13 protein-coding genes are annotated in these 12,798 nt (G+C 63.8%); 8 read left to right on the forward strand and 5 right to left on the reverse strand.

Translation table 11 applies throughout. From position 1 onward, the window contains the following. Positions 1-16 precede the first annotated feature (16 nt). Together serA and AB9K35_RS22400 are read right to left on the reverse strand one after the other, a co-directional pair. Positions 17-1,612: a phosphoglycerate dehydrogenase gene (gene serA / locus AB9K35_RS22395; RefSeq protein WP_222454271.1), complete on the reverse strand. Its 1,596-nt coding sequence runs from the start codon at positions 1,610-1,612 to the stop codon at positions 17-19. A 98-nt stretch (positions 1,613-1,710) separates the two neighbouring features. Then, positions 1,711-2,856: a phosphoserine transaminase gene (locus tag AB9K35_RS22400; RefSeq protein WP_369929601.1), complete on the reverse strand. Its 1,146-nt coding sequence runs from the start codon at positions 2,854-2,856 to the stop codon at positions 1,711-1,713. A 292-nt stretch (positions 2,857-3,148) separates the two neighbouring features. On the opposite strand from AB9K35_RS22400, the gene serB reads away from it, so the two are divergent. The 5 genes from serB to AB9K35_RS22425 all read left to right on the forward strand — a co-directional run bounded on the left by serB (position 3,149) and on the right by AB9K35_RS22425 (position 6,115). Further along, a complete protein-coding gene (serB, locus tag AB9K35_RS22405; RefSeq protein WP_369929603.1) occupies positions 3,149-4,036 on the forward strand; it encodes a phosphoserine phosphatase SerB in 888 nt (295 codons plus the stop codon). A 6-nt stretch (positions 4,037-4,042) separates the two neighbouring features. Next, positions 4,043-4,801 carry a TSUP family transporter gene (locus tag AB9K35_RS22410; protein ID WP_369929605.1) on the forward strand — a complete coding sequence of 253 codons (759 nt, stop codon included), beginning with the start codon at positions 4,043-4,045 and terminating at the stop codon, positions 4,799-4,801. Between the two features lie 170 nt (positions 4,802-4,971). Continuing rightward, on the forward strand, positions 4,972-5,292 hold the full coding sequence (locus tag AB9K35_RS22415) for an ArsR/SmtB family transcription factor (protein WP_369929607.1): 321 nt from the start codon (positions 4,972-4,974) through the stop codon (positions 5,290-5,292). Between the two features lie 31 nt (positions 5,293-5,323). After that, entirely contained in the window at positions 5,324-5,761 is a 438-nt protein-coding gene (locus tag AB9K35_RS22420) for an SRPBCC domain-containing protein (RefSeq protein WP_369929609.1), read from the forward strand. A 33-nt stretch (positions 5,762-5,794) separates the two neighbouring features. After that, complete coding sequence (locus AB9K35_RS22425; protein ID WP_222454277.1) at positions 5,795-6,115, forward strand: YciI family protein; 321 nt, start codon at positions 5,795-5,797, stop codon at positions 6,113-6,115. 39 nt (positions 6,116-6,154) lie between these two features. Here AB9K35_RS22425 and AB9K35_RS22430 read toward each other — a convergent pair whose 3' ends face one another. Further along, the gene (locus tag AB9K35_RS22430; RefSeq protein ID WP_369929611.1) at positions 6,155-7,153 is read right to left on the reverse strand and encodes an asparaginase; all 999 of its coding nucleotides are present in this window, start codon (positions 7,151-7,153) and stop codon (positions 6,155-6,157) included. A 180-nt stretch (positions 7,154-7,333) separates the two neighbouring features. On the opposite strand from AB9K35_RS22430, the gene AB9K35_RS22435 reads away from it, so the two are divergent. Next, positions 7,334-7,861, forward strand: coding sequence for an invasion associated locus B family protein (locus AB9K35_RS22435; protein WP_222454279.1), 528 nt, complete (start codon positions 7,334-7,336; stop codon positions 7,859-7,861). Between the two features lie 171 nt (positions 7,862-8,032). Beyond that, on the forward strand, positions 8,033-9,220 hold the full coding sequence (gene rlmN / locus AB9K35_RS22440; RefSeq protein ID WP_222454280.1) for a 23S rRNA (adenine(2503)-C(2))-methyltransferase RlmN: 1,188 nt from the start codon (positions 8,033-8,035) through the stop codon (positions 9,218-9,220). A gap of 33 nt (positions 9,221-9,253) precedes the next feature. Here rlmN and AB9K35_RS22445 read toward each other — a convergent pair whose 3' ends face one another. Together AB9K35_RS22445 and AB9K35_RS22450 are read right to left on the reverse strand one after the other, a co-directional pair. Continuing rightward, the gene (locus tag AB9K35_RS22445; RefSeq protein WP_369929613.1) at positions 9,254-10,720 is read right to left on the reverse strand and encodes a reprolysin-like metallopeptidase; all 1,467 of its coding nucleotides are present in this window, start codon (positions 10,718-10,720) and stop codon (positions 9,254-9,256) included. 159 nt (positions 10,721-10,879) lie between these two features. Next, complete coding sequence (locus tag AB9K35_RS22450) at positions 10,880-11,728, reverse strand: TIGR00730 family Rossman fold protein (RefSeq protein WP_369929615.1); 849 nt, start codon at positions 11,726-11,728, stop codon at positions 10,880-10,882. Positions 11,729-11,876: 148 nt separating this feature from the next. On the opposite strand from AB9K35_RS22450, the gene AB9K35_RS22455 reads away from it, so the two are divergent. After that, a complete protein-coding gene (locus AB9K35_RS22455) occupies positions 11,877-12,797 on the forward strand; it encodes a threonine/serine dehydratase (protein WP_369929617.1) in 921 nt (306 codons plus the stop codon). Position 12,798: the final 1 nt, after the last annotated feature.

The following is a 12,798-nucleotide window of genomic DNA, read 5'->3' on the forward strand; positions in this document are numbered from 1 at the left end:
CGTTGCCGGGTCGAGGTCAGGCGACGTCGAACTGCAGCGGTTTGATCTGGTTGAACATGCCTGTCTCGGCCAGCTTGGCGCGTGCTTCTGCGGGGACAGGTTCGTCCACGTACAACAGCGCGATCGCCTCGCCACCGGCAGCAGCCCGACCCAGCGTGAAGTTGGCGATGTTCACACCATTGTCGCCCAGGGTGTTGCCCAGGGTGCCGATGATGCCGGGCACGTCCTCGTTGGTGGTGTAGAGCATATGCGCGCCCACATCCGCCTCGATGTTGATGCCCTTGATCTGGATGAAGCGCGGCTTGCCATCCGAGAACACCGTACCCGCAACCGAGCGCTCGCGCTTGGAGGTGACGGCGGTCACCTTTATGTAGCCATCAAAGGCACCCGACTTGTCCTGGTTGGTGGTCGAGATCTGGATGCCGCGCTCCTTGGCGACAACCGGGGCAGAGACCAGGTTCACCTCGGGGTTGGAGCGTTTCATGATCCCCGCGATCACCGCGCAGTTCAGCGCGTCGAGGTTCATGCCGGAGGCGACCCCGTCATACAGGATGTTGATCGCCTGGATCGGCTCATCGCTCATCTGGCCGACAAAGCTGCCGAGGTGATCGGCCAGCTTGATCCACGGCCCCATGACCTTGGCTTCCTCGGCGGTAACGCTGGGCATGTTCAGCGCGTTCTCGACGGCGCCGGTCAGCAGGTAGTTCGACATCTGCTCGGCCACCTGCAGGGCAACGTTCTCCTGCGCCTCGGTGGTGGCAGCGCCGAGGTGCGGCGTGCAGACCACGTTGGGCAGGCCGAACAGCGGGTTCTCCTTCGCGGGCTCCTCCGAGAAGACGTCGAAGGCGGCGCCTGCCACATGACCGGAGGTCAGCAGTTCGGCCAGCGCGGCTTCATCCACCAGGCCGCCACGGGCGCAGTTGATGATGCGCACGCCCTTCTTGGTCTTCTCCAGGTTTTCCTTGGACAGGATGTTGCGGGTCTGCTCGGTCAGCGGCACGTGCAGGGTGATGAAATCAGCCCGCGCCAGCAGCTCCTCCAGCTCGACCTTCTCGACACCCATCTTGTCGGCCTTTTCCTGGCTCAGATAGGGGTCATAGGCCGCAACCTTCATCTTCAGGCCGCGGGCGCGGTCGCAGACGATGCCGCCGATGTTGCCGGCACCGATCACGCCCAGCGTCTTGCCGGTCAGTTCGACACCCATGAACTTGGACTTCTCCCACTTGCCCGCGTGGGTCGAGGCGGAGGCCTCCGGCAGTTGGCGCGCGACAGCGAACATCATCGCGATGGCGTGTTCGGCGGTGGTGATCATGTTGCCGAACGGCGTGTTCATCACGATGACGCCGCGCTTGGACGCCGCTTCCTTGTCGATGTTGTCGGTGCCGATGCCGGCCCGGCCGATCACCTTCAGGTTGGTGGCATTCTCAAGGATCTTCTCGGTCACCTTGGTGGCGGAGCGGATCGCGAGACCGTCATACTGGCCGATGATTTCTGCCAGCTTTTCCTTGTCCTTGCCCACGTCGGGCTGAAAGTCGACCTCGATGCCGCGGTCGCGGAAGATCTGGACGGCAGCTTCAGAGAGTTTGTCGGAAATCAGAACTTTGGGAGCCATGAGTGTGGTCCTTCATGTGCAGAGGCCGGGGGTACGGCCTGAAAATGGAGAGGGTCTGGCGCCGCCCGGCAGCTGGGCCGGGCAGCGGGGATCAGGGATCAGCCTTGTGCGGGGATCTCGGCCTCGAAGGCCCATTCGAGCCAGGGCAGCATTGCCTCGATGTCGGCGGTCTCAACCGTGCCACCGCACCAGATGCGCAGGCCCGCAGGCGCGTCACGATAGGCACCGACGTCCAGCGCTACCTCTTCGGCCTCCAGACGCTTGGCCACGGCCTTGGCAAAGGCGGCACCGTCCTGGATGCGTGCATCGGTGAACTTGAGGCACACCGAGGTGTTCGAGCGGGTCGCCGGATCTTCGGCCAGATTGGCAATCCAGGGCTTGGCGTCGCAGAAGTCAAACACCGCCTTGGCATTGGCGTCGGCACGGGCGATCAGCCCTTCCAGACCGCCGACCGAGCGCGCCCAGTCCAGCGCCAGCAGGTAATCCTCGACCGCCAGCATCGACGGCGTGTTGATGGTGGCGCCCTTGAAGATGCCGTCGATCAGCTTGCCGCCCTTGGTCAGACGGAAGATCTTGGGCAGCGGCCACGCCGGGGTGTAGCTTTCCAGCCGGGCCACCGCGCGGGGGCTCAGGATGATCATGCCGTGCGCCGCTTCGCCGCCCAGCACCTTCTGCCAGGAGAAGGTGGTCACATCCAGCTTGTCCCAGGGCAGGTCCTGCGCGAAGGCGGCAGAGGTCGCATCGCAGATGGTCAGACCGGCGCGGTCAGCCGCGATCCAGTCACCATTGGGCACACGCACACCCGAGGTGGTGCCGTTCCAGGTGAAGACCACGTCATTGGCGAAATCGACGCTGGCAAGATCCACGATCAGACCGTAGTCGGCGGTTTTCACCTCGGCGTCGATTTTCAGCTGTTTGACCACATCAGTGACCCAGCCCGCGCCAAAGCTTTCCCAGGCCAGCATCTCGACCTTGCGCTCGCCCAGCAGGTTCCACATCGCCATCTCGACCGCACCGGTGTCGGAGGCGGGCACGATGCCGATCTTGTAGTCTGCGGGGATGTTCAGAAGCTCACGGGTGCCTTCGATCGCAGCCAGCAGCTTGTCCTTGCCCACCGCAGCGCGGTGCGAACGCCCCAAGGGCGCGCCGGACAGTTTGACCAGATCAAAGACGGGGGGTTTGGCGCAGGGGCCAGAAGAAAAACGCGGATTGGCCGGCCGCGCGGCCGGTTGTGCAATAGCCATCAATGCTACCCTTCCAGATAAGCGCCCCTCGTTGGGGAGGGGTGTCCCGCCGTCAGAGCTAGAGCGCCGCATCGCGACTCGCAATACGGAAAATTCCCTCAAAGCGGCCAATCATCGAATTTTTGCGACATGAAATTCCACCATCGGAAACAGCCGCACCGATCCGACGCCACCGCGGGCCACCCCGGGCCCGACCGCGGCCTTGCGGCCATTCTGCCGCGTCTCGCGCTCTGGCTGTTTGCCGGACGGGCCGCTATGACACTGGGGAACAACCGATGCCACGGAGCCGCCGATGTTTATCGCCACCCTGCTTTGCAACCCTGCCAATCCGGTGCTGGACCCTGCCCTGCCCGACTCGCTGCGCAACGCCTGGGGCGGCGGTGCGGTCACCTGGCTGGCTCCCGGCATCGCCGCCGAGTTTCCGCTCGCGGAGATGCCCGGCAACCGCTGGGACGTCTGGGCCGACCTGCAAGACAGCGGTGTCGACCTGGTGGTCCAGCCGCAGGAAGGGCGGCGCAAGAAGATGCTGCTGGCCGATATGGATTCGACGATGATCCAGCAGGAATGCATCGACGAACTGGCCGAGGAGGCCGGCGTCGGCAGTCGCGTCAAGGAAATCACCGCCCGCGCCATGAACGGAGAGCTGGATTTCGAAGGCGCGCTGATCGAACGGGTCGGCCTGCTGAAGGATCTGCCGGAAACCGTGATCGCCAAGGTCCTGAAAGAGCGCATCACCCTGATGCCAGGCGGCGCGCAGCTGCTGGCAACGATGAAATCCGCGGGCGCCTATGCGGCGCTGGTCTCGGGCGGCTTCACCGCCTTCACCGCGCAGGTGGCGGCGAAGCTGGGTTTTGACGAGAACCGCGCCAACACCCTTCTGGTGCAGGACGGCAAGCTGACGGGCGAAGCCGCGCGGCCGATCCTTGGTCGCGAGGCCAAGGTGGAGGCGCTGGAGCAGATCACCGCCCGGCTGGGCATCAGCGAAGCTGATGTGATGGCCGTGGGCGACGGCGCCAATGACCTGGGCATGCTGAAGCGGGCGGGCGCCGGGGTGGCGCTGCACGCCAAGCCTTCGGTCGCCGCGGAATGCGACATCCGCATCAACCACGGCGACCTCACCGCGCTGCTCTATATCCAGGGTTACGCCCGGGATGAGTTCAAAGACGCATCCAAAGGCTGACATCACATGCTGGAAGTGGGTTTCGAAACCCTGCTGCTGCTGTTGGCAGCCGGGTTCGTCGCGGGGTTCATTGATGCGGTTGCGGGCGGCGGCGGGCTGATCACCGTGCCGGTGCTGCTGCTGGCGGGCGCTTCGCCTTTGCAAGCCTTGTCGACCAACAAGGTTCAGGGTCTGTTCGGCGCGGGTACCGCAGCGCTCAGCTATGCCCGCGGCGGCCATGTGGATCTGCGCGCGCAGGCGGGGCCGGCGCTGCTGGCCTTTGCCGCCTCTATCGCGGGGGCGCTGCTGGTCTCGGTGCTGCCGACCGAGTGGATTCGCATGGTGCTGCCGGTTCTGCTGGTGGGTATCGCCATCTTCTTTGCCACCAAGAAGGGCTTGGGCGATCTGGACCGGGCGCGGCGGCTGTCGCCCGCGCTGTTCACCGCCACGATGGTACCGCTGTGTGCCGCCTACGACGGGCTGCTGGGGCCGGGCGCGGGCAGTTTCTACATGCTCGCCTTCGTCAGCCTTGCGGGCTACGGCATATTGAAAGCCACCGCGCATACCAAGCTGCTGAACTTCGCCTCCAACGCCGGCGCGTTGCTGGCCTTTGCCTTTGTCGCGACACCCTGGTGGATCACCGGGCTGTTGATGGGGCTGGCACAGATCGCCGGGGCGCAGACCGGGGCGAAACTGGCGCAAAACAAGGGCGCGCGGCTGATCAAGCCGCTCTTGGTGCTGACCTCGGTCACCCTGGCGGCAAAGCTGCTGTGGGACATGACCTGAGCGCCCCCGTTGGGCCCGGCGCAGCACCCATGGTGCTGCGCCGGGCCCAACGGGAAGAGGCCTGTTTTTCAAACAGGCCGATGACGGGCGGGAGCCCCCCCCTTGGCGGTTGCCATTTTCCGGCCCAAACTTTTTCTTCCATTATTTAACAAAAATGTTAATAATGGCGCATGACCACGCTGCAAAAGTCCTTTGCCGCCCTGGCGGACGACACCAGGCTGGCGATTGTCGAACAGCTGATTGCCGAAGGGGAATTGCCTGCGGGTGACCTGGCACCGGGCGCGGGGATTTCCCCGCCTGCGATCTCGCGTCATCTGAAAGTGCTGCGCGAAGCCGGGCTGGTGCAACAGCGCGCCTTGGGGACGCGCCGCCTGTACTCTGCACGACCGGAGGGATTGCGCAGGATCGCCGACTGGACCAATGCACGGCGCGATTTCTGGCAGGGCAGCCTGGATCGGCTGCAAACTGCCCTGATGGCCGCGGAAGACTGACGGCCGGACATCGAGAAAAGGAGAAGACAGCATGAGCGATCTCCACCTGCGGCGCATCTTTCCGATCAGCCCCGAGCAACTGTTTGCCTGGATCACGCTCCCGGAGCATCTGCTGAAATGGTGGGGGCCTGAGGGGCTGCACATCCCGGACCATGCGCTGGACTTCCGCAACACCGGCCCGTGGCATTCGGTCATGGAAAACCAGCAAGGCGAACGCTTCCACGTCTCCGGCGAGGTCACGCATGTGGACGCGCCCAGATCCATCGGTTTCACCTGGGCCTGGCACGGCGAAGACGGTCAGCGCGGCGACGAGAGCCATGTCACTTTCACCATTGCGGCCACCACGGAAGGGTCGATGCTGATGATCGATCACCGCGATCTGGGCACAGAGGAAATTGCCAGCCGCCACGAGGAAGGCTGGAGCTCAACCCTGCGCAAGCTGGAGGCGGTGCTGGCAGATCTTTCCTGAACGACCAACCGCAGTAACCAAAGGAGAACACCAATGCCTCAATACATTTTCGCCTACCACGGCGGCAAGAAGCCGGAGACCGAAGAAGAAGGGGCAAAGGACATGGCTGCCTGGATGGCCTGGTTCGAGAAGATGGGAGACGCCGTGGACATCCCCGGCAACCCCGTCGGCATGTCCAAAACGGTCAGCGCGCAGGGCGTGGCCGACAATGGTGGTGCCAACCCGCTGTCCGGCTTCACGGTCATCAAGGCCGACAGCATCGAAGCCGCCTGCGAGGTCGCCAAAGGGTGCCCGATGGTGGCCGATGGCAGCGGCTCCGTGGAAGTCGCGGAAGTGATCGAGATGGAGATGTGAGCCCCCGAATGCCCCGGTCTTACGCCGGGGCACTCTGTCTCAGAACAACAGCTCGGCCGCAGGGCGAATGGCCCCGCATTCCAGACCGCGGCGGCTGTACAGCGTCTTGTTCATGTATTTGCGGGTCTCGGGATGATCCGCCTCCAGTACGCCGAGGCTGACCAGCAGCGCAGCAATGGCGCATTCGCTGGCGCGCGTGGCCCCGTCGGTGATCTTTAGCGCCACGCCCAGTTTCTGCTCCGGCAGGATGGCGATGAACACCGCCTCGGCGCCCGTCTTGACCGCCACCTTGCCACCCATGGCGCGCATCAGGTTGGTGCAGGCGCGCGTCTCTCCCGCCACCAGCTCGGGATGTGCCGTCATCGCCGCCACCAGCTGCTGCGCCGCCTGCGAGGCGCGGTCGGACCGGTCTGCGGCACTGGCAAACCACGCCACCGCGCGCGCCAGACCGGAAACCGTAGTTGCAAAATTCGGCGCCGAGCAGCCATCGATGCCGTAGCCGGGGCTGTCCTGGCCAGTGGTCTCCTCGAAGGCGGCCAGACAGGCCTGCTGCACCGGGTGGTCGACCTCGATGTATTCCGCATTGCCGCCCAGGTACTGGTTCAGGGTCAGAAAACCCGCGTGTTTGCCGGAACAGTTGTTATGCACCTGGCAGGGGCTGCTGTCGGTCTTGATCAGCTCGGTGCGGGCCGGGATGTCATTGGGCAGCTGCGGCCCGCAGCGAAAATCCTCATCTCCAAGCCCGAGCTGCGCCAGCCAGCTGTTGACCCGATCGGTGTGGATATGGGCGCCGTTGTGCGAAGCACAGGCCAGCGCCAGCTGTTCGGACGTGAGACCATAGCGGGCCGCGGCGCCCGATGTGATCAACGGCAGCGCCTGGATCATCTTGGCCGAGCTGCGTGGATAGATCACCGCATCCGCATCGCCCCAACTGCGCAGGATGTGGCCGCTGGCATCGCAAATAACCGCGTGCCCCAGATGCAGGCTTTCCAGCAGCGGACCGCGCCAGACTTCGGCCATCGGCACAGGATTCGGCATGATCTCTCCCCTTGTGTTCTGTGGGCGAAATCCTGCCAAAACGCACTTTCACCCGTGGTGCTAGTTACGTTAGTGTGATTGTGTAGCGCAAGCGAGGGGATCGGCACAGACAGCGACTGAAACGCTGCGGACCCTTTGATTGAACTTGAGGTGAAACGAACAGTCTTGGAGTCGGGACAAATGGCATCGAAACTCGCCCGCGTAGCTGCGGGCCTGTGTCTGGCAGCATTCGCAACAACCGCATCAGCGCAAGCGACCTCGACCAATCGGGTGGCGGCGAACGTGGATTGGAGCGTCTTTGAAGGCGAGAATCCGAGCGAATGCTGGGGCGTGTCTGCTCCCAAAGAGACGGTGAACACCCGTGACGGCCGTGTCGTGGCGGTACGGCGCAGCGCGATTCAGCTTTTCGTCACCTTCCGTGGCGAAGCAAACCCCAAGGGCGCGGTCAGCTTTACCGGCGGCTACCCCTTTGCGCCCGGGTCCACCGTGAACGTGGAAATCGGCGATTCCGAATTCGAGATGATCACCGATGGCGAATGGGCCTGGCCCGTAGAGGGTGAGGACGCCAAGGTCATCACCGCGATGAAGCGAGGCGCCACGGCAGTGCTGACCGCCCGCTCCGCCCGCGGCACCCAGACCAAGGACACGTTCTCGCTGCTGGGTTTCACCGCGGCGATGGATGAAGCGGAAAAACGTTGCACGAAATAAGCCATTTGCGGCTTTGACAGGAAACCCCGGCCCGTGCCGGGGTTTTGCTTTTCATCCGGGTGCAGGGCTGAAGACACCGCAGCGACCAAGATCGCTTCAGGATTCCCTTTTGATCTTCTGGCGAAATCCTATATAGAGCCGCATCCGCCCACCAGCACCGAGGCTCATGCCATGACCGCCAGCGCGCCGATTACCCAAGACGTATTGACCCTGCCCCGCAAGGAACCCGAGGGCGGCAAGATCAATCTTGTCGGCTTGACCCGTGACCGCATGCGCGAGGTGCTGATCGAGCATGGCACCCCGGAAAAGCAGGCCAAGATGCGTGTCGGGCAGATCTGGCAGTGGATCTACCAGTGGGGCAAGCGCGACTTCGCCGAGATGACCAACCTGGCCAAGGCCTATCGCGCCCAGCTGGCAGAGCATTTCGAGATCCGCATCCCCGAAGTGGTGAGCAAGCAGGTGTCCACCGACGGCACCCGCAAATACCTGGTGCGGATCAACGGCGGCCACGAGGTCGAGGTGGTCTATATCCCCGAGGATGACCGCGGCACGCTCTGCATCTCCTCCCAGGTGGGCTGCACGCTGACCTGCTCCTTCTGCCACACCGGCACCCAGAAGCTGGTCCGCAACCTGACCCCGGCCGAGATCATCGGCCAGGTGATGATGGCGCGCGACGATCTGGAGGAATGGCCCACCCCCGGCGCCCCCAAGGACGAAACCCGGCTGCTGTCGAACATCGTGCTGATGGGCATGGGCGAGCCGCTCTATAACTTCGACAATGTGCGCGACGCGATGAAGATCGCGATGGACCCCGAGGGGATCTCCCTCAGCCGCCGCCGCATCACCCTGTCGACCTCCGGCGTGGTGCCGGAAATTGCCCGCACGGCCGAGGAAATCGGCTGCCTGCTGGCGGTGTCCTTCCACGCGACCACGAATGAGACCCGCGATGTGCTGGTGCCGATCAACAAGCGCTGGAACATCGACGCGCTGCTGCAGGCGCTGGCGGACTATCCCAAGGCGTCGAACTCGGAACGCATCACCTTTGAGTACGTTATGCTGGACGGGGTGAACGACAGCGACGAGGACGCCTACCGGCTGCTGGACCACATCAAGCGCTACAATATCCCGGCCAAGATCAACCTGATCCCGTTCAATGAATGGCCTGGCGCGCCTTACAAGCGGTCGTCGAACAACCGCATCCGGGCCTTTGCCAACATCATCTATCAGGCCGGTTATGCCTCGCCGATCCGCAAGACCCGCGGCGATGACATCATGGCCGCCTGCGGCCAGCTGAAGTCGGCCACCGAACGTGCCCGCAAGAGCCGCAAGCAGATCGAGGCTGAAGCCGGGATGAAATGATCCCGGCACGCCGCCTGTATTGCGCGGCGCAGATCAGACGTAGAAGAACTCGACGGGCTGGAAGATGAAGTCGTCGGCATCCAGCGCGTCGGCATAGCCCGCCAGCTTGATGCTCAGGCTGCCGCCGGTAATGAAGGTGCTGCCGGACTGTGTGGTCAGCGTGAGGTCCTCGAACCCGTCGAGGTTCAGGATCCCGTCACTGAGATCAATGAGATCGCGCCCGGCTTCAAAATCCCGAATGACGTCTTCGTAACCGATATCGGCCCAGCTGAAGACAAACACGTCAGCCCCATTGCCGCCGGTCAGGAAATCCCGGCCGCGGCCGCCGCTCAGTAGATCATTTCCGCTGCCGCCTTTCAGCACATCGTTGCCGCCATCGCCGTACAGCGAATCATTGCCCCTGTTGCCGAACAACCGATCCCGGTCATACCCATCGGTTCCCGCCGTGCCGAAATCGCCGATCAGCAGATCGCCCCGATCCCCGCCGCGCAAGGCATCGCGCCCGGAACCGCCATAGAGCGTGTCCCGCCCATTTCCGCCCAACAGCGAGTCATCTCCCCCCCCGCCGTAGAGCGTATCGTGCCCGGACCCACCGTCCAAAGTATCGGACTCACTGCCTGAATAGCCGCTCTCGCTGGTTCCTCCCAGCAGCCGGTCGTTGCCGCCATTGCCCAGCAAGTGATCGTTGCCGATACCACCTGTCAGGCTGTCGGTGCCGCCGCCGCCCAGAAGTTCATCATCGCCTTCCCGGCCCAGCAGGGTATCAGCCCCACCGCGCCCCAGGATACGGCTGTCTTGTGCCGGTGCCAGAATGGTATCCGCGAGGTCGGCGGCCTCGATCCGGACACCGCCATCAAGGGTCGTGCCAAAGGTCCAGCCAGCGAACTGCTCATCACTGCCGTAGATATGCCGCAGCGCATCATAATCCAGCCGACCTGGGGCCTGCGCAAAGCCTCCGCTGAAATTGTAGGTCATTACCGTCTGGATGTTGTTGTCCAGATCTTCAGCAAGGGTCAGCTCTCCTTCGTGGGGATGTGACAGACCGAGGCCATGGCCGATCTCATGTAAAATGACCTCGTAGTTGAAAGTACCCGGCGCAACGGAGGTGACGCCATACTGGTCCAGTTCGACCACGATGTCGCCGCCGCCAGCCTGCTCCAGGCTCGCCCAGGGGTAATGCCCCCACCCCGCTATGCCGTTGGCAAAAGACGGGCTGCCGTAAAGGTTGATCATCGCAGGACCGTCGACCTCGACAAAGCGCAGGCCAATGCCCTGTTCAAACTGGTCAAAGGCCGCTCGTACGTAGGATCTCTGCGCCTCGGAGAACGCGATATACTCACTGGCGCCATACGGGTCATCCCAAGCACTGCCCAGCGCGTCGCCCTCGGTGAAACTGTAGGTGACCACCATGCCCAATCCGGCATCGACGCCGCTGTTCCAACGGAAGCTGTCATCTTCCAGCATGGCGAGAATGGCAGTGTGGTCGCGGACGACGGGCATATCGAGGACGCCTCTGGTACTGGCCAGCGGGACACAGCCCTGCGGTGACCGTTATCGTTATGTTGGATGACTAGGATGCGGCACAAGGCAGCGCCGGGCAAGACTCCAAAACATCTTGCCCCGCGCTAAGAGGCGCAATTCCCACCACGGGCAGGCCGCTTAACCTTCCCGACCGGGAATGCTGTCGCGCGGCGGTGCCGGATCCCAGTTGTCGATGATGTCGACAGCTTCCTTGGCCGTATCGACAAAACGGAACAGGTCCAGATCCTGATCCGAAATCGTGCCCGCATCAGCCAGGGCATCCCAGTTGATAATCTTCTCCCAGAACGCCTTGCCGAACAGGAGGAACGGCACACGCTCCATACGGCCAGTCTGGATCAGGGTCAGGCTCTCGAACAGCTCATCCAGCGTGCCAAAGCCGCCCGGAAAGACCGTGATCGCGCGGGCGCGCATCAGGAAATGCATCTTGCGGATGGCGAAATAGTGGAAATTGAAGCTGAGATCCGGCGTCACATAGCCGTTGGGCGCCTGCTCATGCGGCAGGACGATCGACAGGCCGATCGAACGACCACCGGCATCATGCGCACCCCGGTTGCCTGCCTCCATCACGCCCGGACCACCGCCGGTCACCACGACATTCTCGCGGCCACCACTCTGCTTGGACTTCTCCGTCATCAGCCGCGCGAATTCACGCGCTTCGTCGTAAAAATGCGACAGGTCCGCCAGCGTCTGGGTCCGGGCCTGATCCTTGTGCTTCGGATCGGGGATGCGCGCGCCCCCAAACATCACGATGGTGCTGTTGATGCCATGTTCGTTCAGCAGCACCTCGGGCTTCAAAAGCTCCAGCTGCAAGCGCACCGGGCGCAGCTCTTCACGGCACAGGAATTCCTCGTCCGCAAAGGCCAGCCGGTAGGCCGACGCCTGCGTCTGCGGCGTGGCGGGCACGTGCTCGGCCCGGCTGCGATCGGAATGGGCATCGCGGAAACGGCTGTGGCGATCTTCGGTCATGGTCAATCCAAACAACAATATCAGGACTTCCCTTGTAGCCTTCCTTGCCGACATACGCCAATCAAGAATGCAGGAAAGGCGACAGGCTTGCGCCCCGCCGTCACCGCGTTAAGCTTGCGCTTCATAAACAATTTTTGCAGGAGCGCTGATGGACTGGCAGGCACAGATCACGGCCGCGGCAACGCGGATTCGCCCGCATGTGCAGCAAACCCCGGTGATTGAGACGCAGGGTTTCGGCCTGACCTACCCGGTGGAACTGAAGCTGGAACACCTGCAGCACACCGGCAGTTTCAAGGCCCGTGGTGCCTTCAACACGCTGCTCAGCCAGCCTGTGCCCGACGCCGGGCTGGTTGCGGCCTCGGGTGGCAACCATGGCGCCGCAGTTGCGCATGCCGCCCACCAGCTGGGGCACAAGGCGCGCATCTACGTGCCGGAAATGGCCGGCCCCTCCAAGATCGCCCTGATCGAGCGAACCGGCGCCGATCTGCAGGTTGTCCCCGGCGCCTATGCCAATGCGCTCGAACTGGCCCAGGCCTACGAGCAGGAAACCGGTGCCATGCAGGTTCATGCCTATGACGCCGCCGCCACGGTCGCGGGACAGGGCACCTGCTTTGCCGAATGGCAAAGCCAGGGATTGGCGGCCGACACGCTGCTCGTTGCCGTCGGCGGCGGCGGGTTGATCGGTGGCGCGCTGGCCTGGTTCCAGGGCCGCAAGAAGATCGTTGCGGTGGAACCGGAAACCTCCTCTGCCCTGCACCAGGCGCTGGCGGCTGGCGCCGCGGTCGATGTCGAGGTGTCCGGCGTGGCCGCCAACGCGCTGGGAGCGCGACGGATCGGCGACATCTGCCTCGGGCTTGCCCTTGCACAGGACGTCACATCCGTGACCGTGCCCGACGAGGCGATCACGGCGGCCCAGACGGCCCTGTGGCGCGAACGGCGCATACTGGTGGAACCGGCGGGCGCGACCGCGCTGGCGGCGCTGACCTGCGGCGCCTACCAACCCGCGCCGGGCGAACGTGTGGCGGTGCTGATCTGCGGCGGCAATATCGCGCCCGACCCTCTGGGCTGAG

The organism is Leisingera sp. XS_AS12 (genome assembly GCF_041224635.1).
Classification (GTDB): domain Bacteria; phylum Pseudomonadota; class Alphaproteobacteria; order Rhodobacterales; family Rhodobacteraceae; genus Leisingera.

Excerpts from the sequence above, each read along its gene's own strand:
- serA (WP_222454271.1), bottom strand. The coding sequence starts at position 1,612 with ATGGCTCCCAAAGTTCTGATTTCCGACAAACTCTCTGAAGCTGCCGTC.
- AB9K35_RS22400 (WP_369929601.1), bottom strand. The coding sequence starts at position 2,856 with ATGGCTATTGCACAACCGGCCGCGCGGCCGGCCAATCCGCGTTTTTCT.
- serB (WP_369929603.1), top strand. The coding sequence starts at position 3,149 with ATGTTTATCGCCACCCTGCTTTGCAACCCTGCCAATCCGGTGCTGGAC.
- AB9K35_RS22410 (WP_369929605.1), top strand. The coding sequence starts at position 4,043 with ATGCTGGAAGTGGGTTTCGAAACCCTGCTGCTGCTGTTGGCAGCCGGG.
- AB9K35_RS22415 (WP_369929607.1), top strand. The coding sequence starts at position 4,972 with ATGACCACGCTGCAAAAGTCCTTTGCCGCCCTGGCGGACGACACCAGG.
- AB9K35_RS22420 (WP_369929609.1), top strand. The coding sequence starts at position 5,324 with ATGAGCGATCTCCACCTGCGGCGCATCTTTCCGATCAGCCCCGAGCAA.
- AB9K35_RS22425 (WP_222454277.1), top strand. The coding sequence starts at position 5,795 with ATGCCTCAATACATTTTCGCCTACCACGGCGGCAAGAAGCCGGAGACC.
- AB9K35_RS22430 (WP_369929611.1), bottom strand. The coding sequence starts at position 7,153 with ATGCCGAATCCTGTGCCGATGGCCGAAGTCTGGCGCGGTCCGCTGCTG.
- AB9K35_RS22435 (WP_222454279.1), top strand. The coding sequence starts at position 7,334 with ATGGCATCGAAACTCGCCCGCGTAGCTGCGGGCCTGTGTCTGGCAGCA.
- rlmN (WP_222454280.1), top strand. The coding sequence starts at position 8,033 with ATGACCGCCAGCGCGCCGATTACCCAAGACGTATTGACCCTGCCCCGC.
- AB9K35_RS22445 (WP_369929613.1), bottom strand. The coding sequence starts at position 10,720 with ATGCCCGTCGTCCGCGACCACACTGCCATTCTCGCCATGCTGGAAGAT.
- AB9K35_RS22450 (WP_369929615.1), bottom strand. The coding sequence starts at position 11,728 with ATGACCGAAGATCGCCACAGCCGTTTCCGCGATGCCCATTCCGATCGC.
- AB9K35_RS22455 (WP_369929617.1), top strand. The coding sequence starts at position 11,877 with ATGGACTGGCAGGCACAGATCACGGCCGCGGCAACGCGGATTCGCCCG.